This window comes from Mycobacterium shinjukuense (genome assembly GCF_010730055.1).
Lineage (GTDB): Bacteria > Actinomycetota > Actinomycetes > Mycobacteriales > Mycobacteriaceae > Mycobacterium > Mycobacterium shinjukuense.
Genome location: NZ_AP022575.1, coordinates 2661271 through 2681735 on the forward strand (window position 1 = coordinate 2661271; position 20465 = coordinate 2681735).

Annotated in this window: 24 protein-coding genes; 13 read left to right on the forward strand and 11 right to left on the reverse strand. The window is 67.1% G+C overall.

Annotated elements, in window-relative coordinates:
• Window positions 1-39: 39 nt before the first annotated feature.
• Both moeZ and G6N20_RS12020 read right to left on the reverse strand, forming a co-directional pair.
• Window positions 40-1218 carry an adenylyltransferase/sulfurtransferase MoeZ gene (gene moeZ, locus G6N20_RS12015; RefSeq protein WP_083049888.1) on the reverse strand — a complete coding sequence of 393 codons (1179 nt, stop codon included), beginning with the start codon at window positions 1216-1218 and terminating at the stop codon, window positions 40-42.
• 274 nt (window positions 1219-1492) lie between these two features.
• Window positions 1493-2518 (reverse strand): DUF3152 domain-containing protein, encoded by a 1026-nt coding sequence (locus G6N20_RS12020; protein WP_083049890.1) that lies wholly within the window; start codon window positions 2516-2518, stop codon window positions 1493-1495.
• A gap of 193 nt (window positions 2519-2711) precedes the next feature.
• On the opposite strand from G6N20_RS12020, the gene G6N20_RS12025 reads away from it, so the two are divergent.
• Entirely contained in the window at window positions 2712-3413 is a 702-nt protein-coding gene (locus tag G6N20_RS12025) for a TetR/AcrR family transcriptional regulator (RefSeq protein ID WP_163662969.1), read from the forward strand.
• Here the strand turns inward: G6N20_RS12025 and G6N20_RS12030 are convergent.
• Entirely contained in the window at window positions 3385-3651 is a 267-nt protein-coding gene (locus G6N20_RS12030; protein ID WP_083047316.1) for a DUF3107 domain-containing protein, read from the reverse strand. The genes G6N20_RS12025 and G6N20_RS12030 overlap by 29 nt on opposite strands.
• A 351-nt stretch (window positions 3652-4002) precedes the next feature.
• Here G6N20_RS12030 and G6N20_RS12035 point away from each other — a divergent pair, with 351 nt between their 5' ends.
• On the forward strand, window positions 4003-4578 hold the full coding sequence (locus G6N20_RS12035) for an MmpS family transport accessory protein (protein ID WP_083047454.1): 576 nt from the start codon (window positions 4003-4005) through the stop codon (window positions 4576-4578).
• A gap of 263 nt (window positions 4579-4841) precedes the next feature.
• Here G6N20_RS12035 and G6N20_RS12040 read toward each other — a convergent pair whose 3' ends face one another.
• On the reverse strand, window positions 4842-5537 hold the full coding sequence (locus tag G6N20_RS12040; protein ID WP_083047318.1) for a ferritin-like fold-containing protein: 696 nt from the start codon (window positions 5535-5537) through the stop codon (window positions 4842-4844).
• Between the two features lie 286 nt (window positions 5538-5823).
• On the opposite strand from G6N20_RS12040, the gene G6N20_RS12045 reads away from it, so the two are divergent.
• Both G6N20_RS12045 and G6N20_RS12050 read left to right on the forward strand, forming a co-directional pair.
• Window positions 5824-7374, forward strand: a complete 1551-nt coding sequence (locus G6N20_RS12045; RefSeq protein ID WP_083047320.1) for a DEAD/DEAH box helicase — start codon at window positions 5824-5826, stop codon at window positions 7372-7374.
• An 11-nt stretch (window positions 7375-7385) separates the two neighbouring features.
• Window positions 7386-8609 carry an Rv3212 family protein gene (locus G6N20_RS12050; protein ID WP_163662972.1) on the forward strand — a complete coding sequence of 408 codons (1224 nt, stop codon included), beginning with the start codon at window positions 7386-7388 and terminating at the stop codon, window positions 8607-8609.
• An 82-nt stretch (window positions 8610-8691) separates the two neighbouring features.
• Here the strand turns inward: G6N20_RS12050 and G6N20_RS12055 are convergent, their stop codons facing one another.
• Window positions 8692-9492, reverse strand: coding sequence for a ParA family protein (locus G6N20_RS12055; protein ID WP_083047324.1), 801 nt, complete (start codon window positions 9490-9492; stop codon window positions 8692-8694).
• A 76-nt stretch (window positions 9493-9568) separates the two neighbouring features.
• Between G6N20_RS12055 and G6N20_RS12060 the strand changes: the two genes are divergently transcribed.
• From G6N20_RS12060 to G6N20_RS12070, 3 genes are read left to right on the forward strand one after another with little or no spacing between them, the layout of a single operon-like run.
• Complete coding sequence (locus G6N20_RS12060) at window positions 9569-10159, forward strand: acid phosphatase (protein WP_083047326.1); 591 nt, start codon at window positions 9569-9571, stop codon at window positions 10157-10159.
• A 52-nt stretch (window positions 10160-10211) separates the two neighbouring features.
• Complete coding sequence (locus G6N20_RS12065; protein ID WP_083047328.1) at window positions 10212-11312, forward strand: isochorismate synthase; 1101 nt, start codon at window positions 10212-10214, stop codon at window positions 11310-11312.
• Window positions 11309-11791, forward strand: coding sequence for a GNAT family N-acetyltransferase (locus tag G6N20_RS12070; protein ID WP_083047330.1), 483 nt, complete (start codon window positions 11309-11311; stop codon window positions 11789-11791). The genes G6N20_RS12065 and G6N20_RS12070 overlap by 4 nt, the downstream gene beginning before the upstream one ends.
• Here G6N20_RS12070 and G6N20_RS12075 read toward each other — a convergent pair.
• Entirely contained in the window at window positions 11743-12174 is a 432-nt protein-coding gene (locus G6N20_RS12075; RefSeq protein ID WP_083047456.1) for a hypothetical protein, read from the reverse strand. The two genes, G6N20_RS12070 and G6N20_RS12075, sit on opposite strands and share 49 nt — an antisense overlap.
• 446 nt (window positions 12175-12620) lie before the next feature.
• Here G6N20_RS12075 and G6N20_RS12080 point away from each other — a divergent pair, with 446 nt between their 5' ends.
• Both G6N20_RS12080 and whiB1 read left to right on the forward strand, forming a co-directional pair.
• Window positions 12621-13595 (forward strand): diacylglycerol/lipid kinase family protein, encoded by a 975-nt coding sequence (locus tag G6N20_RS12080; protein ID WP_083047332.1) that lies wholly within the window; start codon window positions 12621-12623, stop codon window positions 13593-13595.
• A gap of 280 nt (window positions 13596-13875) precedes the next feature.
• Complete coding sequence (whiB1, locus tag G6N20_RS12085) at window positions 13876-14130, forward strand: transcriptional regulator WhiB1 (RefSeq protein ID WP_083047334.1); 255 nt, start codon at window positions 13876-13878, stop codon at window positions 14128-14130.
• A 63-nt stretch (window positions 14131-14193) separates the two neighbouring features.
• Here the strand turns inward: whiB1 and G6N20_RS12090 are convergent, their stop codons facing one another.
• A complete protein-coding gene (locus tag G6N20_RS12090; protein WP_083047337.1) occupies window positions 14194-15696 on the reverse strand; it encodes a sensor histidine kinase in 1503 nt (500 codons plus the stop codon).
• Between the two features lie 54 nt (window positions 15697-15750).
• Window positions 15751-15966, reverse strand: coding sequence for a biotin/lipoyl-binding carrier protein (locus tag G6N20_RS12095; protein ID WP_083047458.1), 216 nt, complete (start codon window positions 15964-15966; stop codon window positions 15751-15753).
• A gap of 194 nt (window positions 15967-16160) precedes the next feature.
• Between G6N20_RS12095 and G6N20_RS22245 the strand changes: the two genes are divergently transcribed.
• Complete coding sequence (locus G6N20_RS22245) at window positions 16161-16235, forward strand: 50S ribosomal protein bL37 (RefSeq protein ID WP_085976515.1); 75 nt, start codon at window positions 16161-16163, stop codon at window positions 16233-16235.
• 10 nt (window positions 16236-16245) lie between these two features.
• Here the strand turns inward: G6N20_RS22245 and rsrA are convergent, their stop codons facing one another.
• Entirely contained in the window at window positions 16246-16560 is a 315-nt protein-coding gene (gene rsrA, locus G6N20_RS12100) for a mycothiol system anti-sigma-R factor (protein WP_083047339.1), read from the reverse strand.
• Complete coding sequence (locus G6N20_RS12105; RefSeq protein WP_163663249.1) at window positions 16557-17207, reverse strand: sigma-70 family RNA polymerase sigma factor; 651 nt, start codon at window positions 17205-17207, stop codon at window positions 16557-16559. The genes rsrA and G6N20_RS12105 overlap by 4 nt, the downstream gene beginning before the upstream one ends.
• Before the next feature lie 242 nt (window positions 17208-17449).
• Between G6N20_RS12105 and G6N20_RS12110 the strand changes: the two genes are divergently transcribed.
• Genes G6N20_RS12110 through G6N20_RS12120 form a run of 3 tightly spaced genes read left to right on the forward strand, consistent with a single transcriptional unit; the run spans window position 17450 to window position 19630 of the window.
• The gene (locus G6N20_RS12110; RefSeq protein WP_083047343.1) at window positions 17450-18298 is read left to right on the forward strand and encodes an SDR family oxidoreductase; all 849 of its coding nucleotides are present in this window, start codon (window positions 17450-17452) and stop codon (window positions 18296-18298) included.
• A 13-nt stretch (window positions 18299-18311) separates the two neighbouring features.
• The gene (locus tag G6N20_RS12115; RefSeq protein ID WP_083047345.1) at window positions 18312-18740 is read left to right on the forward strand and encodes a hypothetical protein; all 429 of its coding nucleotides are present in this window, start codon (window positions 18312-18314) and stop codon (window positions 18738-18740) included.
• Window positions 18740-19630 (forward strand): phytanoyl-CoA dioxygenase family protein, encoded by an 891-nt coding sequence (locus tag G6N20_RS12120; RefSeq protein ID WP_083047347.1) that lies wholly within the window; start codon window positions 18740-18742, stop codon window positions 19628-19630. Before G6N20_RS12115 ends, G6N20_RS12120 begins: the two co-directional genes overlap by 1 nt.
• A gap of 54 nt (window positions 19631-19684) precedes the next feature.
• On the opposite strand, the gene G6N20_RS12125 is transcribed toward G6N20_RS12120, so the two are convergent.
• Window positions 19685-20458, reverse strand: a complete 774-nt coding sequence (locus G6N20_RS12125; RefSeq protein ID WP_083047349.1) for an SOS response-associated peptidase — start codon at window positions 20456-20458, stop codon at window positions 19685-19687.
• Window positions 20459-20465: the final 7 nt, after the last annotated feature.

Sequence of the window (20465 nt, forward strand, 5' to 3'; positions counted from 1 at the left end):
CGGGTATCCGGCCGGTCTCGACCCAGCGACCCTTGGTCGCTAGTACATCACCATGTCGGGCTGCATCTGCTTGGCCCAGGCCACAATCCCGCCCTGCAGGTGCAACGCATCGGCGAAACCGGCCTTCTTCACGATCGCCAACGCCTCGGCCGAGCGCACACCCGTCTTGCAGTACAGCACCGCGGGTCGGTCGTGGGGCAGCCTGGCCAGACCCTCGCCCGAGTTGATCGACGATTGCGGGATCAGCTGGGCGCCATCGATATGCACGATGTCCCATTCCACCGGCTCGCGAACGTCGATCAGGGCCAGCTTCGTGCCGGAGTCCATCAGCTCGCCCAGCTCTCGCGGGGTAATCGTCGAGTCGCTGACCGCTTGCGCGACATCGTCGGACGCCGCACCGCAGAAGTCCTCGTAGTCGATCAGCTCGGTGATCTTGGGCGTCAACGGGTCCTTGCGGATCCTGATCGTTCGGTAGCTCATCTCCAGGGCGTCATACACCAGCAACCGGCCAAGCAGGGGCTCGCCGATCCCGGTGATCAGCTTGATCGCCTCGGTGCCCATCACCGACGCGATCGACGCGCAAACGATGCCCAACACTCCGCCTTCGGCGCAGGATGGCACCATCCCCGGTGGCGGTGGCTCCGGGTACAGGTCACGATAGTTAAGACCCAAACCGTTGGGGGCGTCCTCCCAGAACACCGACACCTGGCCCTCGAAGCGGTAGATCGAGCCCCACACATAGGGCTTTCCGGCCAGCACCGCGGCATCGTTGACCAGATACCGGGTGGCGAAGTTGTCGGCGCCGTCCAGGATCAGGTCGTACTGCTTGAACAGGTTGATGGCATTGCCGGGCTGCAGCCGGACCTCGTGCAATCGCACCTCGATTAAAGGGTTGATCGCGACGATCGAGTCGCGCGCCGACTGGGTTTTGGAACGCCCCACGTCGGCCACGCCATGGATGATCTGACGCTGCAGGTTGGACTCGTCGACCACGTCGAAATCGACGATGCCGATGGTGCCGACGCCGGCGGCGGCCAGGTACAGCAAGGCCGGCGCTCCGAGCCCGCCGGCGCCGATGACCAGCACCCGCGCATTCTTAAGCCGCTTCTGCCCGTCGACACCCAGCTCGGGAATGATGAGATGGCGGCTGTAGCGGGCGACCTCTTCGCGGCTCAACTCAGACGCGGGCTCGACCAGCGGCGGCAACGAACTCGACACCGAATATCTCCTCGGTAACCTTCGCGATTCAACTTCTGATGCGCGTCGTGCATATCCATCACAGCAGCTCTGCCTTACAACGGCAAACAACCCCCGACACTTCCCGGAGCAACCGTCAACAGGCCCCGCTCCTCCTCACGCCGCTGCGCGGCGCGCATCGTCGCCGGGGCTAGACCCAATTGCCCCGCTCCTCCTCACGCCGCTGCGCGGCGCGCATCGTCGCCGGGGCTAGACCCAATTCCCTGCCGCGCGCGCGCGCGCATCGTCGCCGGGGCTAGGCGATCGGGTAGGGCCAGGGGTTGAATCGACAGATCTTGCCGTCGGCCCTGACCCATTCGGGGTCGAACTTGGCCCCGTCGTCGTTGGACGTGGAAAACGTCTGCTGCATCATCACCGGGGCCAGCCCGCCCTGCTTGTCGCAGGGCTCGTGACGCACGTATCCGATGGCATGGCCGACCTCGTGGTTGACGACGTACTGCCGGTAAGAACCGACATCACCTTCGAACGGAACCGCCCCGCGCACCCAACGGGCCTCGTTGATGAAGACCCGTGACTGCCGATCCGCCCCGAACGACGGGTTGTAGCAGGACGTCTCCAACCGGAATTCGTAGCCACACCCCTCGCGCACCGTCATCGGCGACACCAGCGAAATGCGGAAGTCGGGTTTTCCGTTGTCGATCCGGACAAATGCGAATTGCGGGTTGTGTGTCCAGCCCTTGGGATTGGCCAGTGTCTGGTCGACCATCTGCGCGAACGCGTTGTCACCGCCATACATCGTCGTGTCCAGGCCGTTCTCGATCTCGACGGTGTACTTGAACACCTTGGCGCTGCCTTGACCGACCTGTGGCATCGTGCCCGGAACCACGCGCCAGGTCTTGTCGCCCGCCTCGGTGAATGGGCCGCCCTCCGGCAAGGTTCCGGTCGGCAGATCGGCGTCGAACGCTACCAGGCCGCGAGGGGGGGTATCGATGATCGCCGTGCCCACCACGCCGATGGCCGGCGGGTCATGGATGGTCTGGGCCGACGCCCGCTTCGGCGCACCCGTCCCGGTCACCGTCTGGTGCACCACCAACACGGTGATCGCGATCAGCGCGGGCAGCGCATATGCGCGCCAACCGTAGGTCGACACGAACCGACCCAGCCAAGATTGTTTGCGCCATCGCCGCGGCCGGTCGCGGTCCGCCCGGGCCCGTCCTGCGGCCTGTCCGAGCGGGTCGCGCTGGGCGCGCAGCGGTTCACGCCACTCGTCGCGCAGCACAGGCACTCGGCCAGCGCTGCGCACCGGCCGCGGGGAAGTCATTTCCCCAGGATGGCACAACCGGCCTTGGCTGGGACCCCTGGCGCGCCCGAATACCCTCCGACCGCCACCGGTTGGGCGCCGACGGCGCCGGTTCGGGTCGGTATGAGGCCGCAGGTAGTAATGTCGGTGCGACAAACCATGCGGCCACCGGGATGGCAAGTGACCGCGAACCAGTGCGATCAGACGAGGACCGATGAGCGATCTCGCCAAGGCGGCGCACCGACGGGCCTTCCGAGCGGGCGACCGCGATCGGCCGATCGACCACGCGGCGGCCTCGAGCCGGCGCGGCAACCGGTTGCCGCGCGATGAGCGCCGTGGCCAATTGCTTGTCGTTGCCAGCGATGTCTTCGTCGACCGCGGCTACCACGCGGCCGGCATGGACGAGATCGCCGACCGGGCTGGAGTCAGTAAACCTGTTCTGTATCAACACTTTTCAAGCAAGCTGGAATTGTACCTGGCGGTGCTGCGCCGGCACGTGGACAACCTGGTTTTCGGCGTGCAGCAAGCACTGCGCACCACCACCGACAACCGACAGCGGTTACACGCGGCGGTGCAGGCATTCTTCGACTTCATCGAGCACGACAGCCAGGGTTACCGGCTGATCTTCGAGAACGATTACGTCACCGAGCCCGAGGTGGCGGCTCAGGTGCGGGTGGCCACCGAATCCTGCATCGACGCGGTGTCCGAGCTGATTAGCGCCGATTCCGGACTGGACCCACACCGCGCCCGGATGATTGCGGTGGGCCTGGTCGGCATGAGCGTGGACGCCGCTAGGTACTGGCTCGATTCCGGCCGTCCGATTTCCAAGTCGGACGCGGTGGAAGGCACCGTACAGTTCGCCTGGGGCGGGCTATCGCACGTGCCGCTTACTCGCTCGGAGCCGTCCTCCCAATAGCGGCCACATCGGCGCCGATCCCGAAGCCAACCCGGCGAGCGTCGGCGGCGCCGATCTCGACATAGGCGATCTTGGCGACGCTGACCAGGAAACGACGGCCCCGCTCGTCGGTCAGGCTCAACATGCCCGACCCCTCCCGCAGCGCGTTGCTGACGAGTTCTTCCACCTCACCGGGTGTCTGCACACTGGCGAACACCAGCTCGCGCGGACTGTCCGTGATACCGATCTTGACCTCCACGGTGGCCCCTTCCGTTGGCGATTCGTCGCAGGCGTGTCAGCTGCAGGCTAGTGCACGCGCCGGGTACGCCCCAGACCGGCAATTCCCAGTCGGCGAATGGGCTGCGCGCGTTCATCACGATTAGGTCTAGGTTGGCCCGACACGCCAACGCGTCGGCCGTGCCACCCGTCCCACATTCGTACCATGAGCATCATCAGTAACACAGGTAACACTCTCTACGGCAACGTTCGGGACGTCGAGGACTACCCGGACGACGACGGCTTCCCCGGCGGCTGGGGCCATTCGGCAGACGAGCTGGCCTGGCCCGCCGATCGTCGATGGCGCGGGGTCGCGGCGGTGGTCGGCGCCGTGGTGGCCGTCGGTGCCGTCGCGACCGCGGTGATCATCAACAGCGGGGACAGCGCGACGACCAAGGCCACCATCGGAGCGCCGGCACCGCGGACGGTGATGTCCAGCACGCCGCGAACGACACCACCGTCCAGCGCTGTACCCGAACCCAGCGGGGCACCGGGCATCTCGCGGCCGCAACTTCCGCCGGAGACGGTCACCACGCTGCCACCGCCCAGCGCGGGCTCGACCCCGGCGCCTGGCACCGGGCCGACACGAACATCCACCGCCGCGCCGCCGGGCGCCGCGCCCCCGGGCGCCGTGCTGAATCCGCGCACCGTCGTCTACCGCGTGACCGGAACCAAGCAGCTCTTCGACCTGGTCAACGTGGTCTACACCGACGAGCGGGGGTTCCCGGTAACCGTCTTCAACGTGTCCCTGCCCTGGACGAAAATGGTGGTCTTGAACCCGGGCGTGCAGACCGAGTCGGTCATCGCGACCAGCATCTACGGTCGTCTCAACTGCTCGATCGTCAACGCTGCGGGCCAACTGGTGGTGGCGTCGACCAAGAACTCCGTCATCACGACCTGCACCCGTTAGGGTGCTAGCTGAGTAATTCCGCCGAGTGTGCACCGGCTGCGTCGAACGTGCACTGGTGGCGGAGACGCGCCGGGCGATGCCGCCATGGTTGCACGTTCGGCGGGTATCTGGCCACGCAGTGTCCGTCGTGGGCCGACGATCTCGGCCTGGTCGACGGCACCCCGGTGCCGTGCCGCTGTGATCAGGCACAACCGGAAGATCAACAGCCCAGTCAAACGGTCACTGATCGCCTAGGACCACCGACCAGGTTGGGAATGATTCATCTAGCTGAGACCGAGTTCGCGCATCCGCTGGTCGTGGGTGTGCTGTAGCCGGTCGAAGAACGCACCGAGCTGGCTCAGGCCGCCGGTTCCCGACACCAGCAGGTCGACCAACTCGTCGTGGTCGGCCAGCACGAACTGCGCCTGGGTGATCGCTTCGCCGAGCAGACGCCGAGCCCACAGCGCCAGCCGGCTGCGCTGCCTGCCGCTGGCCGTTACCGCGGCGCGCACCTCGGCAACGACGAACTGGGAGTGCCCGGTCTCCGACAACGCCGCCCGCACCACGTTGGCCACCTCGTCGGGCAGCCCGCCGGCGATCTCCAGATACAAATCGGCGGCCAGCGCGTCGCCGACGTAGGTCTTCACCAGGGCTTCCAGCCACGTGCTCGGGGTGGTGAGCCGGTGGTAATTCTCCAGCGGTGACACATACTTGGACATCGCCGCCACCACGTCGACACCGCGACGTTCCAGCGCGTCACGCAGCAGCTCGTAATGCCCCATTTCGGCGGCTGCGATGCTCGCCATTGAGATCCGCCCCCGAAGGTCCGGCGCCATCCGCGCCTCGTCGGTCAACCGGTAGAAGGCTGCCACCTCGCCATAGGCCAACAGCGCGAACAGCTCATTGACGCCGGGATGATCCGCCGGCAGCGGTGGCCTGGGCGAATCGGCCACCCGGTCGGCGGATGGGGGCGAAGACATGGCAACACTCTAATTCGGCGGCCGTCGAGGAAAACGGGAACCTGCCGGGCAACGGCTATCATGCTCCTAGGTAGTGGCGTGATTTCTGTGCTGCCGCTACCGGTGAAATGTGCGTGCACGTGGCTGGCCCGCCCAAACCCGGGGTTTCATCCCGGATTGAGCCCCACACTGGGCAGCGGCCGGCGACTCGGCGACGTGATCGGAGTCGGAACTCGTGCGCGCGAACCGCGACAGAGATGCACCGACACCAGACCGATACCGTCACCGAAAGGTTCTTCCACCACCGATGACCGCACTCCAGAGCACTCCCGGGCCAACCTTTGCCAAACTTGGGGTCCGCGACGAAATAGTCCGCGCGTTAGCGGAAAAGGGCATCACGCGGCCCTTTGCTATTCAGGAACTCACCTTGCCGCTTGCGCTGGCTGGCGACGACGTGATCGGCCAGGCCCGCACCGGCATGGGAAAAACCTTTGCCTTCGGCGTGCCATTGCTGCAGCGCATCTGCTCGGGCACCGGAGTGCGGCCGCTTACCGGCGCCCCACGGGCCCTGGTGGTGGTACCCACCCGTGAGCTGTGCCTGCAGGTGACCGACGACCTTGCCACCGCGGCCAAGTACCTGAACGCCGACGACGGCCGCCGCCTGTCAGTGGTGTCGATTTACGGCGGACGGGCCTACGAGCCGCAAATCGAGGCGCTGCAGAAGGGCGCCGACGTCGTGGTGGGCACCCCCGGTCGGCTGCTTGACCTGTGCCAGCAGGGCCACCTGCAGCTCGGCGGGTTGTCGGTGCTGGTGCTCGACGAGGCCGACGAGATGCTCGACCTTGGCTTCCTTCCCGATATCGAACGCATCCTGCGTCAGATCCCCACCGATCGCCAGTCGATGCTGTTCTCGGCGACCATGCCCGACCCGATCATCACCCTGGCCCGGACATTTATGATCCGACCCACCCACATCCGCGCCGAGGCACCGCATTCCTCGGCGGTGCACGACGCCACCGCGCAGTTCGTCTACCGCGCTCACGCGCTGGACAAGGTGGAACTGGTCAGCCGGGTGCTGCAAGCCCGGGATCGGGGCGCGACGATGATCTTCACCCGCACCAAGCGCACCGCCCAAAAGGTTGCCGACGAGTTGCATGAGCGCGGCTTCGCGGTGGGCGCCGTGCACGGGGATCTCGGGCAGGTGGCGCGCGAGAAGGCGTTGAAGGCGTTTCGCACCGGCGAGATCGACGTGTTGGTCGCCACCGACGTGGCCGCTCGCGGCATCGACATCGACGACGTCACCCACGTCATCAACTACCAGTGCCCCGAGGACGAAAAGATGTACGTCCACCGCATCGGGCGCACCGGCCGCGCCGGCCGAGCCGGCGTCGCGGTCACCCTGGTGGACTGGGACGAGCTGCCCCGCTGGGCGATGATCGACCAGGCGTTGGGCCTGGGCGCCCCCGAACCGGCCGAGACCTACTCCAGCTCACCGCACTTGTACGCCGAGCTGGCCATCCCGGCCGGTGCCGGCGGCACCGTCGGCTCGCCGCGCACATCGCAGATCAGGCGGCGGGGGGGCCGCGACGGCCAACAGCGTGAGCAGCCGGGGCGGGCACCCAACGGCTCTCGGCGCCGGCGCACCCGCGGCGGCAAGCCCATCACCGCACACCCCGCCACCAGCCCGGGCGTCGGCGGCGAAGCCGGCGCGCAGACCGGGTCCGCCCCGAAGTCCGGCGCCGGCGCCGCGTCTGCGCCGGTCTCCCCGTCCGGCGGCACCGGAACGACCCGGCGGCGCCGTCGTCGTCGTGGGCCCCGGACCGGCGTCCACGACGGCCTCGCCGCGCCGGCCAACTGAGTCGCTGCCGCATGGTCCGACCCGAACGCCGCACCAAGGTCGATATCCTGGCCGCCGCGGCGATCGCGGTCGTGGTCGCGGCGATCGCCGCGCTGATCTGGTGGACCAGCGACGCCCGCGCCACCATCAGCCGGCCGGCCGCCGTTGCGGTGCCCAGCCCGACCCCGGCCCGGGAGGTACCGGCCTCGCTGAAGCACCTCTGGACCGCGAGCAGTCCCGCCACCCGAGTGCCCGTGGCGGTGGGCGGGACCGTGGTCACCGGCGACGGGCACCGGGTGGACGGGCGCGACCCCGCCACAGGTGAGTCACTGTGGAGCTACGCCCGCGACACCGCGCTGTGTGGGGTTAGCTGGGTGTACCACTACGCCGTTGCGGTCTACCGGGATGGCCGCGGTTGCGGTCAGGTCAGCACCATCGACGGCTCCACCGGTCGGCGCGGACCGGCCCGCAGCAGTTACGCCGATCGGCGCGTGCGTCTTTCCACCGACGGCTCGACGGTGTTGTCGGCCGGCAACACACGCCTGGAACTGTGGCGCTCGGACATGGTGCGGATGCTGTCCTACGGCGAGATCGACGCCCGGGTGAAACCCGCCAACCGCGGCCTACACTCCGGTTGCACGCTGGAGTCGGCCGCGGCCAGCTCGTCGGCGGTCGCGGTGCTGGAGGCCTGTGCGAACCAGGCAGACCTGCGGCTCGTGCTGCTGCGCCCGGGCAAGGAAGACGACGAACCGGAACAACGCATCGTGCCCCAACCCGGTATCCGGCCGGGTTCGGGTGCGCGCGTGCTGGTGGTCTCGCAAAACACCACCGCGGTGTACCTGCCTGGTGGTTCCGGCGGGCCGTCCCGAGTGGAGGTGATCGACGAGACCGGCGTTACCGTGGCGAGCACCCTGCTGGCCAGGCCGCCGTCACCCGCGGCCGCGGTGTCGCAGACCGGCAACCTGGTGACCTGGTGGACCGGCGACGCCTTACTGGTCTTCGATGCCGGCACCCTGGCCCACCGCTACACCATCGCCGCCGGCGACACGACCGCGCCGCTGGGCCCCGGTGTGATGATGGCAGGTCAGCTGCTGGTGCCGGTCACCGACGGAATCGGGGTGTACGACCCGGTCAGCGGGGTGAACAGTCGCTACATCCCGGTGACCCGACCGCCGAGCACCTCCGCTGTCATCCCGATCGTCTCGGGCTCGCGAGTCATCGAGCAGCGCGGCGACACCGTGGCGGTCCTGGGCTGACTGGCGCCTGCGCGAGGAGACGCAAAAGCGCCCAAAACCCGCAGTTTTGGGCGCTTTTGCGTCTCCTCGCCCCGCCCACCCGCTACGGCTCCACGCTGAACGTGGGCAACGGTTTGCCGGACTTCCAGTGCTTGAGCAGCGCCTGCGCTAGCTCCCGGTAGGCCACCGCGCCCTTGTTCTTACGCGCGGCCATCACCGACGCGCCCGAGGCACTGGCCTCGGCGAACCGCACGGTGCGCGGGATGGGCGGAGCCAGCACCTGTAGGTCGTAGCGATCGGCGACGTCGAGCAGCACGTCGCGGGTGTGCGTGGTACGGGAGTCATACAGCGTCGGCAATGCGCCCAGTAGCCGCAGATTGGGGTTGGTGATCTGCTGGACGTCGGCGACCGTGCGCAGGAACTGACCGACGCCCCGGTGCGCCAGGGTCTCGCACTGCAGCGGAACGATGACCTCGTCGGCGGCCGTCAGACCGTTGAGGGTGAGCACACCCAGCGACGGCGGGCAATCGATGAGGACCACGTCGAACTGGTCGGAGAGTTTGGCCAGGGCTCGCTTGAGCGCATACTCGCGCCCGGCCCGCATCAACAGCATCGCCTCGGCACCTGCCAGGTCAATGTTGGCCGGCAGCAGTGTCATCCCTTCTATCGTCGAAACCAGCGGGACGTCGGGCTCGACCTCACCGAGCAGCACCTCGTGCACCGACACCGGCAGCTTGTCGGGATCGTGGCCGAGGGAGAAGGTCAGACAACCTTGCGGATCCAGATCGACGAGCAGTACCCGCCGTCCCTTGTCCACCATCGCCGCGCCGAGCGAGGCGACCGTCGTCGTCTTGGCCACCCCACCCTTTTGGTTGGCCACCGCCAATACCCGGGTCTCTGTCACATGCCCATCCTGGCACGTGCACCGCCGCGTGGTTCGGCCGACGGGTCCGGCATGTCGTCCGGCAGAATCGGTCGGCATGGGTGTGCACAAGCACCGACTGCTGCTGCTCCGCCACGGCGAGACCGCCTGGTCGAAATCCGGCCAACACACCGGCCGTACCGAGCTAGAGCTGACCCACACCGGCCGGGTCGAGGCCGAGCTCGCCGGGCGGGCTCTGCGTGATCTCAACCTCGTTGACCCGGTGGTGATCAGCAGCCCGCGCCGCCGCGCCCTGGCAACCGCCGAGCTGGCCGGATTCACCGTCGATCAGGTATCGCCACTGCTCGCGGAATGGGATTACGGCCGCTACGAGGGCCTGACCACCGCGCAGATCCGCGAATCCGAACCCGATTGGCTGGTGTGGACCCACGGATGCCCCGGCGGTGAAAGCGTCGCCCAGGTCCGTGATCGCGCGGACCTGGCCGTTACCTTGGCGTTGGCGCACCTGCCAACGCGCGACGTGTTGTTCATCAGTCATGGCCACTTCTCTCGGGCGGTGATCACCCGCTGGGTCGAGTTGCCGCTCGCGCAGGGCACCCGCTTCGGCATGGCGACCGGATCGATCGGGATCTGCGGGTTCGAGCACGGAATGCGGCAGGTCAGCAAGCTCGGGTTGACCGGTCGGTGATGCCGCACGTGAGGATGCGCGCTGCGCGGCAGCGCGGTGAGGGGGCGGGCGGTTGAGACCCCACCAAACACCGTTCACGCTGAGTGGGCCCAGGGGGACCCTGGTCGCCGACGGCGTGCGGGCGTGCTATCAGGACGCGCGGGCGGCGCAAGCGGCACTGCGCTCCGGAGCGGCGCCAATCTTGGTGGGCGCGTTGCCTTTCGACGTGAATAGGCCCGCTGCGCTGCAGGTGCCGCGTGCGGTGCGGCGCGCCGAAGGGTTGCCCAACTGGCCGACGGGACCGCTGCCGGTGGTTCGCATCGCTGCGGCCATGCCAACTCCGTCCGATTACCGCGCCCGGATCGGCCGTGCGCGAGATCGGCTCGCCTCGCCGGGCAACCCGCTGCGCAAGGTGGTGCTGGCCCGAGCGCTGCGGCTGGCGGCCGACGCTCCGCTAGACGCGCGCGTGGTACTGCGTCGGCTGGTCGATGCCGACCCAACCGCATACGGCTATCTCGTCGACCTATCGCCGGCCGGCGCGGAGTACACGGGGGCAGCCTTGGTGGGCGCAAGCCCCGAACTGCTCGTCGCGCGCTCCGGCGAGCGCATCGTGTGCCTGCCATTCGCCGGATCGGCTGCACGGGCCGCCGATCCCGAACTCGACGCCGCCAACGGTTTCGCGCTGGCCGGTTCGGCCAAGAACCGACACGAACACCAGCTGGTCATCGACACCATGCGCGCGGCACTCGAGCCACTGTGCGACGGGTTGACCGTCGCACCCGAACCCCGGTTGAGCCGCACCGCGGCGGTTTGGCACCTGTGCACGCCAATCAGTGGCCAGTTGCGCGACACATCAACCACCGCAATCGATCTGGCGCTGGCGCTGCATCCCACTCCCGCGGTCGGCGGTGTCCCGACCAGCGATGCCGCCAAACTCATCGCCGAACTGGAGGGCGATCGCGGCTTCTACGCCGGTGCCGTGGGCTGGTGCGACGTGCGCGGCGATGGCCAATGGGTGGTAGCCATCCGCTGCGCGCAGCTGTCGGCCGACCGTCGCAGCGCGCTGGCGCACGCCGGCGGCGGCATCGTCGCGGAGTCGGATCCGGATGACGAAGTTGACGAAACCACAACGAAATTCGCCACCATACTGACCGCGTTGGGAGTCGCGAAGTGACCGAGAACATCCGCCGTGCCACACCGAAGGACATCGCTGACATTACGGCCATGATCCACGAGCTCGCCCAATTCGAGCGCGCCGCGGATCACTGCACGGTCACCGAAACACAAATATCCACAGCGCTTTTCGGTAATTCTCCAACGTTACGAGGACACGTGGCCGAGATTGACGGCGCGGTCGCCGCGATGGCGCTGTGGTTTCTCAACTTCTCCACCTGGGACGGCGTCGCGGGCATCTACCTAGAGGATCTTTATGTGCGACCGAGATTTCGCCGCCGCGGGCTGGCCCGTGGGCTGCTGGCAACGCTGGCAGGTGAATGCCGAGACAACGGCTACACACGGCTGTCATGGGCGGTGCTCGACTGGAACTGCGATGCGATCGCGCTCTACAAAGGGATCGGCGGACAACCACAGCGCGAGTGGACCACTTATCGGCTTTCCGGCCCGCGATTGGCCGCGCTGGCCGGACCACGCTGATCGAAGCTGGCCGCCCAACGCACGGCCGAAGGACTGAACAGCAATGCCAATGCGGTCAGCGCCACCAGTCCCAGCGGGATCCCGAATACAGGTCGGTGCGAGCCCACGGCCAGATACCACGACACGGGCAGCTGCAACAGCTGGGCAAACACCGCCACCCCGCGGCCCCAGCGCCTGCCGCCCACCAGCGCGCAGCCGGCGGCCAGCACCCCTCCACCGACCAGCACAAACCAGGCGGCCGTCCCCAGGCCGTTGACGACATGCTGGTCGGCTCCGGCGATCCCGCGCACCACCAGCACCGCGGCCACCACCAGCGCGGCGGTGCCCTGCGCGGCGACGACCAGCCCTGCGCCACGCACGGTGATCGGAACGCGAACGGTCACACCGTCAGCGTAGCCATGGCGGCATTGGTGACCCGCTGCACGTGATCGCTCGGGTTCAGCACTGGCCAGCTGCATCGCATTGGTCGCAGCCGTCACATCAGTATCTGCGCTGGGCGACAACGAATTTGCCCACCTTGTAGCGACAACCACAGCGGGAGCCGCTAGGTGGCTGCGCCTCATCGTGACTCACCCGGGTTGTCGCGCTGAGACGGGCACAACGCGAGCATCGTTCCCAGCAGTGACCAATGTGGTGGATGTGAAAACGCCTCCGGCTCCTCAGCGGGCCACACCGGCCCGCATCGTCGCCGCGCCTCAGCCCAATCGCCCGGCTCCTCAGCGGGCCACACCGGCCCGCATCGTCGCCGCGCCTCAGCCCAATCGCCCGGCTCCTCAGCGGGCCACACCGGCCCGCATCGTCGCCGCGCCTAAGCTCATGCGTCATGCCCATGCGCGCCGTGTTGATCGTCAACCCCACCGCCACCTCCATCACACCGGCCGCTCGCGACCTGGTCGCGCACGCGCTCCAAAGCCGCCTCCAACTCACCGTCGAACACACCAAACACCGAGGTCACGGGGCCGAACTTGGCCGGGCGGCGGTTGCGGACGGGGTAGACCTGGTTGTCGTGCATGGCGGGGACGGCACGGTTAGCGGAGTGGTCAACGGCATGCTGGGCCGCCCCGGCACGAACCCGGCCGGACCCGTGCCGGCGGTAGCGGTCGTGCCGGGCGGCTCGGCGAATGTACTGGCCAGGGTGCTGGGCATCGCCCGCGAGCCGATTGCCGCCACCAACCAGCTCATCGAGCTGCTCGACGACTACGAGCGGCACCGGCAATGGCGCCGCATCGGTTTGATCGACTGCGGCGAGTGCTGGGCCGTGTTCAACACCGGGATGGGGGTCGACGCCGAGGTGGTGGCCGCGGTCGAGGCCGAACGCGACCGGGGTGGCAAAGTCACAGCCTGGCGTTACATTCGAGCGTCCGTGCCCGCCGTGCTGCGCTACACGCGCCGCGAGCCCGTCCTCAAGCTGGAACTGCCCGGCCGCGAGCCCATCATGGGGGTGAGTTTCGTGTTCGTGTCAAACGCCAGTCCATGGACCTACGCAAACCACCGACCGGTGTGGACCAATCCCGGCTGCACCTTCGAGTCCGGGCTGGGCGTGTTCGCCCCCACCACCATGAAGACCATCCCCACCCTGCGGATTGTCCGGCAGATGTTCGCCAAGCGGCCCAAGTTCGCGTTCAAGCATCTCGTCACCGATGACGACGTGCCGTGGCTGAGGGTCACCAGCACGGCGGACCCCGCCGCGTGTCAGTTCGACGGCGATTACCTCGGCCTGCGCGAAACGATGACGTTCCGGGCGGTTCCGAACGCGCTGAAGGTGGTTGCTCCCCCACCCAAAACTGCAGTTGACCTGCGGTAATCGAAGATGAGACACGACCGCGACACAACCGTGGGCGGCAATTGGCCCGGCAGTGTAGTACAACTGAATGAGGGCTTCGGTAAGAGAACGTCAAAGTGAGATAGCCCACGCGCTTACGTAACACTATTGACATCCGTTGAGCCTGTGAAACGATCGAAAGGTTGTGTGCATCGGGCATGCAGAGACATGGAGGGGTACGGAAACCTTTCGTGTGAACGCGTTAACCGCCAAGAAAAACGCCCGTGTGCAGTGCTGCGCACATAGTGAGGAGTAGCAACTAATGGATTGGCGCCACAAGGCGGTCTGCCGTGACGAGGATCCGGAGCTGTTCTTCCCGGTGGGGAACAGCGGCCCGGCTCTGGCTCAGATCGCTGACGCGAAACTGGTCTGCAACCGGTGTCCGGTGACCACGGAGTGCCTCGCCTGGGCCCTGAATACCGGTCAAGACTCGGGCGTCTGGGGCGGCATGAGCGAGGACGAACGGCGTGCGCTCAAACGCCGCAACGCTCGGACAAAGGCCCGCAGCGGGGTCTGACGACCCGGCTTTGGCAGCAGTGCGGCCCCGACAACCGTCGGGGCCGCACTGCTGCGCATCGCGCTACAGCAGCAGCCGGCCCCGCCGACCGATCGGCACCCGAAGCACCACGTCGGTGCCGCGCCCGACGGCTTCCCGCATGCTCAACGATCCGTCCAGCTCGGCAGAGACCAAGGTTCGCACGATCTGCAGGCCCAGGCTGTCCGACTTTTCCAGGCTGAATCCATGCGGCAGACCCCGCCCGTCGTCGTGCACCACGACATCGAGCCAGCGCGCCGAACGCTCCGCTCGAATCGTCACCGAACCCTCCTGCGCCGCCGAGTCGAACGCATGCTCGATCGCGTTCTGTACCAGTTCGGTGATCACCATGATCAGCGCCGTCGCCCGGTCGGAGTCCAGCACACCGAGGTCACCGACCCGGTTGATCCGGATCGGTCGGTCCACCGACGCCACGTCGTTCATGATCGGCAGGATCCGGTCGATGACCTCGTCGAGGTTCACCTGCTCATCCACCGACATCGACAACGCGTCGTGAACCAGCGCGATCGACGACACTCGGCGCACCGACTCGATCAAGGCCTCCCGGCCTTCGGCGTTGGCGGTTCGTCGGGCCTGCAGCCGCAACAGTGCCGCCACCGTCTGCAGATTGTTCTTCACCCGATGGTGGATTTCTCGGATGGTGGCGTCTTTGGATATCAGCGCGCGGTCCCGACGCTTCACCTCGGTGACATCGCGGATCAAGATCGCGGCGCCGGCGTTACGACCGTGCACCACCAGCGGCAGCGTGCGCAACAGCACCGTCGCCCCGCCGGCGTCAACCTCCATCCGCATGCTCGCGCCGCCGGCCAGCAGGTCGAGCACATGCTCGGCCACCTCTTGCGCTTCGAACGGGTCCGAGATCAGCGGCCGGGTGACTTTGATCAGATTGTGGCCCTCCAGCTCGCTCGTCAGGCCCATGCGGTGATACGCCGACAGCGCATTGGGGCTGGCGTAGGCAACAACGCCGTTGACATCGAGCCGGATGAAGCCGTCACCGGCTCGCGGGGTGGAACGCGACATGGCCACGTCCCCCACGTCGGGAAAAGTGCCCTCCGCAACCATGTGCAGCAGATCTGTTGCGCACTCCCGATATGCGGTTTCCAAATGCCCGGTCCTGCGCCGGGCCGCCAGTTCGGTTTGATGCTGCGTCAGCACTGCCACCACCTGATCGCCATACCGCACCGGGGAAGCCTCGACGTTGGGACCCGGCAATTGCCACGAATGTTGTTCGCCCACACCGCATTCCCACGTGGCGATCCCGGAAGCGAAGGTATCGGCGACCAGCGGCAGATTTTCGGCGGCGACCACGCCGCCCACCGCGTCGGTCTGCAAGACCGTCGGTGCGGTGTTCGGCCGGCACTGTGCCACACACACCAGCACGCCGTCATCGCGGCGCACCCACATCAGGTAGTCGGCGAATGACAGGTCGGCCAGCAGCTGCCACTCCCCGACCACCGCGTGCAGATGGTCGACCGCGTTGCCCGGCAGCACGGTGTGCTCGGCAAGCAGATCACCGAGCGTGGACATGCGCGGCTCCCGGGTCGCTCAGCGGGGATGGTGGGTACAAACCTTGGTCGCTGGCTAGCTGATCACGGCGATAAGGTCGCCAGCTTGAATGACATCGCCGACCGACACGCTGACCTTGCTGACGGTGCCGGCGACTTCGGCGAGCACGGGGATCTCCATCTTCATGGATTCCAGCAGCACCACGGTGTCACCCTTGCCGACTTGGTCGCCTTCGCGGACAACGACTTCGAGCACGCTGGCCACGATTTCAGCGCGAACATCCTCGGCCATCTTCACCCCACTCATTTCGGCCATCGGCGCATGCTGACTGCTGATCCACCAGACCCATGTATATCGAAGCATAAGACCGCCGCCGGCCGCGGCGCGCGGGCTGGCGAGTCCGCGCCGGCGGCCGCATGGGACACTGTGCAGCGACCGGGCCGCACGCTATGGGCCCCGCACTCAACGACCTCCGGAGGTTTCCCATGGCCAAGCGTGGCCGCAAAAAGCGCGACCGCAAGCACAGCAAAGCCAACCACGGTAAACGGCCCAATTCGTAGCCGGTGAGACCTAGAACCGCTGCTGCCCACCACGAATGATGGTGGTGCGGCGAATCTCCAACCGCAGGCGCTCCCGCAAGCCCTCCGGGGCCTTTTCGCCTTGGCACTTGGTCGCGATCAGCGCCTTGATGCGCTCCTCGAGCCCGTAATGCTTGAGGCATTCCGGGCAGGCCTTAAGGTGCCGGCGTAGTTTCTGGCGGGTCTCCGGCGTGCATTCGCCATCAAGCAGGGTCCATACCTCAGCGATCACTTCAGCGCAATCGATATAGCCGGGAGAATCATCGCCACCCGCGCACGGGTCGGTTGGCCCGAACCACTCGCTCATGACGACACCTCCTCGTGCATCTGGTCAGCACGGGTGATGCCGCGGTCCTTGGCCACGTCGGCGAGCAGACGACGCAGCTGACGTCGGCCGCGATGCAGCCGCGACATCACGGTCCCGATCGGCGTATCCATGATCTCGGCGATCTCTTTATAGGGGAATCCTTCGACGTCGGCGTAGTAGACCGCCATGCGGAACTCTTCGGGCAACGCCTGCAGCGCCTCTTTGATCTCGGTGTCCGGCAACGCTTCCAGCGCCTCGACCTCAGCCGAACGCAGCCCCATCGAGGAGTGCTCAGCGTTGGATGCCAATTGCCAATCGGTGATCTCTTCGGTCGGATACTCGGCCGGCTGCCGCTGCTTCTTGCGATAGCTGTTGATGTAGGTGTTGGTCAGGATGCGGTAGAGCCACGCCTTGAGATTGGTGCCCGCCCGGAACGAGCGGAATCCCGCGTAGGCCTTGACCATCGTCTCCTGCAGCAGGTCCTCGGCGTCGGCCGGGTTCCGCGTCATCCGCAGCGCGCCGCCGTATAGCTGATCCAGCAGGGGAATCGCGTCACGTTCGAAACGCGCCGTCAGTTCCTCGTCGGTCTCCTCGGGCGGCTCGGCCTCGCCAACCTCCGGCCCGGTCACGCCATCGATGTCGGCCATCTTGATTAACACGGTCCCTTCGGTTGCGACGTCACGGCCCGCCAACCGCTGCTCACCCATGAGGCTCGTCGCCGTTGACACCAGACTCCCCTGTTCCCAATCTAGAGGCTGCGACCGACAGTAGAAACCGCACCAATCAACGGCGTGAGCCGGTGCGCTATTTCCAGGGCGGTCTCGGTCTTGATGCGGGACGACATGGTCCCGCAACCCGGTCGCACCGAACAGGGCGTTAGGGTGACGCCATGTCCCTTAACGGCAAGACCATGTTCATTTCGGGCGCCAGTCGCGGTATCGGCCTGGCGATTGCCAAGCGCGCCGCGCGTGATGGCGCCAACATCGCCCTGATCGCCAAGACGGCCGAACCGCACCCGAAGCTCCCGGGCACGGTGTACACCGCGGCTCAGGAGATCGAGGAAGCCGGCGGACAGGCACTGCCCATCGTCGGGGACGTCCGCGACCCGGTTTCCGTCGAGGCTGCGGTGGCCAAGACCGCCGCGCGGTTCGGCGGCATCGACATCTGCGTCAACAACGCGTCGGCGATCAACCTGGGATCTATCACCGAGGTGCCGATGAAGCGGTTCGACCTCATGAATGGCATTCAGGTGCGCGGCACCTATGCCGTCTCGCAGGCGTGCATCCCCCACATGAAGGGACGGGAGAACCCACACATCCTGACGCTGTCGCCGCCGGTGCTGCTCGACAAGAAGTGGCTGAAGCCGACGGCTTACATGATGGCCAAGTACGGCATGACGCTGTGCGCGCTGGGGATCGCCGAGGAAATGCGCGGCGAGGGCATCGCATCGAACACGTTGTGGCCGCGCACGATGGTGGCCACCGCAGCGGTGCAGAACCTGCTGGGCGGCGACGAGGCGATGGCGCGATCCCGCAAACCCGAGGTGTACGCCGACGCTGCCTATGTCATTTTCAACAAGCCTTCCCGCGAGTACACCGGTAACTCGGTGCTGTGCGAGGACGTGCTGGTCGAGTCCGGCGTGACCGACCTGTCGGTCTATGACTGCGTGCCGGGTGCCCAGCTTGGTGTCGACCTGTGGGTGGAGGACGTCAACCCGCCGGGATACGTCCAGCCCTAGACCTGCCCCAAGGTTGCCCGGGGCGCTTTGTCCAGCCGGTGTTCACGTCGGCATCCTGATCGGCATCGGCGGAACCGGCGGTGACGGCGGCGCCTTCGGCAACGGCACCGCCGGCGGGGTGGGCGGCGCGGCAGGCAATGGCGGGTTGCTGGGTAGCCCCGGCACTCCTGGGGTCCACGGGTGGCGGCTAATGAGAGCGCAGCGAGGCCTGATGCGCCTTCTCGCCGGCGGTGACCGCCGGCCGGGTGGCGTTCTGCAGGGTGAGCAGTCTGCACGATTTTCCGCTGATCTGGTGCGCCGCAATGCCGAAGCGCTTAGGGTTACTGCCGTCGCATCGGCACTCGTATCAGCGGAGGGCATCATGGCTGACCCGGACGACGTCACCACCACCGAAGACGACCGCGACCAGGGCGAGTCGGAAAAGGACCTGCTGCCATCCTGATGACCCAGGACTCATCGATCGAGCGTCACGTCGGCGAGATCAACGAGTTCGGCTACACCGTCGTCGAGGATGTTCTCGACGCTGAGTCAGTCGCCGCGTTCCTGGCGGACACGCGTCGGCTGGAACGGGAGTTGCCGACTGTTGTCGCCAACTCCACGACGGTCGTCAAGGGCTTGGCCTGGTCCGGGTACGCTCCGGTCAACCAGGCCGACCACGACTGGGTACGCATCGACAACCTGCTGCTGCACGGCAGCCGCTACGAGGTGCTGCCGGTACACCCGAAGCTGCTTCCGGTGATCGAGGGCGTCCTGGGTCGCGACTGCCTGCTGTCGTGGTGCATGACCAGCAACCAGTTGCCGGGGGCGGTCGCCCAGCGGCTGCACTGCGACGACGAGATGTATCCGCTACCGCGGCCGCACCAACCGATCCTGTGCAATGCGCTGATCGCGTTGTGCGATTTCACCGCCGACAACGGCGCCACACGGGTGGTGCCCGGTTCGCATCGGTGGGCCGAGCGGCCGTCGCCGCCATACCCCGAAGGCAAGCCGATCGAGATCAAAGCGGGCGACGCGCTGGTCTGGAACGGCAGCCTGTGGCATACCGCTGCGGCGAACCGTACCGAGGCGCCACGGCCGGCATTGACCATCAACTTCTGCGCGGGATTCGTACGCCAGCAGGTCAACCAGCAGCTCAGCATTCCGCGAGAGTTGGTGCGCCGCTTCGAGCCCCGACTGCAGGAGCTGATCGGCTACGGGCTGTTCGCCGGGAAGATGGGCCGAATCGACTGGCGGCCGCCGGCGGACTATCTCGACGGCGACAAGCACCCGTTCCTCGACGCGGTGGCCGACCGTTTGGAGCGTCCGCTCGAGCAATGCGGGCGTGACCGGTAGCCAAAGCCACCGGGGAGCCTGCCGACGGCATCTAGGCCTGCCCCACGACGACCCTTAGAGCAGGGTGGTCTGTTCGGGCTGCGGCTTGGCCGGCGCCAGCAGCTCGGGCCCGTTGTTGCGCACACTGTTGACCAGCGTCGACACCTGACGCAGCTCGATGTCCCGCAGGTCCGGCGGCCGGGCCAGCAGCTCGGGATCCAGTGGGGCATCCGGATTCAGCCAGGCATCCCAGTCCTCTTCGGCCAGCATCAGCGGCATGCGATCGTGGATCTTCGCCAACTCGCCCACCGCGTCGGTGGTAATGATGGTGCAGCTCAACAAGGGTGCCGCCGAACCGTTGGGCCGCCACACCGACCAGAGCCCGGCCATGCACACCAGGCCGCCGTCGTTACGGTGGATGAAGAACGGCGTCTTGGCGGCCTTCTTGCCTGCCACGCCCTCGGCGGATTGAGGATTGGCCCGCCACTCGTACCAGCCGTCCATCGGCACCAGGCAGCGCTTACCCTGCGCCAACGTCCGAAACGCCGGCGAGGTGGCGACCTTGTCGGCGCGCGCGTTGATCAGCAATGGGCCTTTGGTGTCCGGTGCCCCGTCGGGGCGGGCCCTGGTCCACGACGGCACCAATCCCCAGCGCATGAGCCGTACCCGGCGGGTCGGCTCGTCGTGGGGCTCGCTATGACGGGACACCACCGCCGCAATCGTGTCGGTGGGCGCCACGTTGTAGTTGGGCGCCGCGGCCGCGGAGCCCGCGCTGCTGGCCTCGTCGATCGCCTTGATTTTCTCGGCCAGCAGGGCCGGGTCGGTGGTGATGGCGAACCGTCCGCACATGACTCCC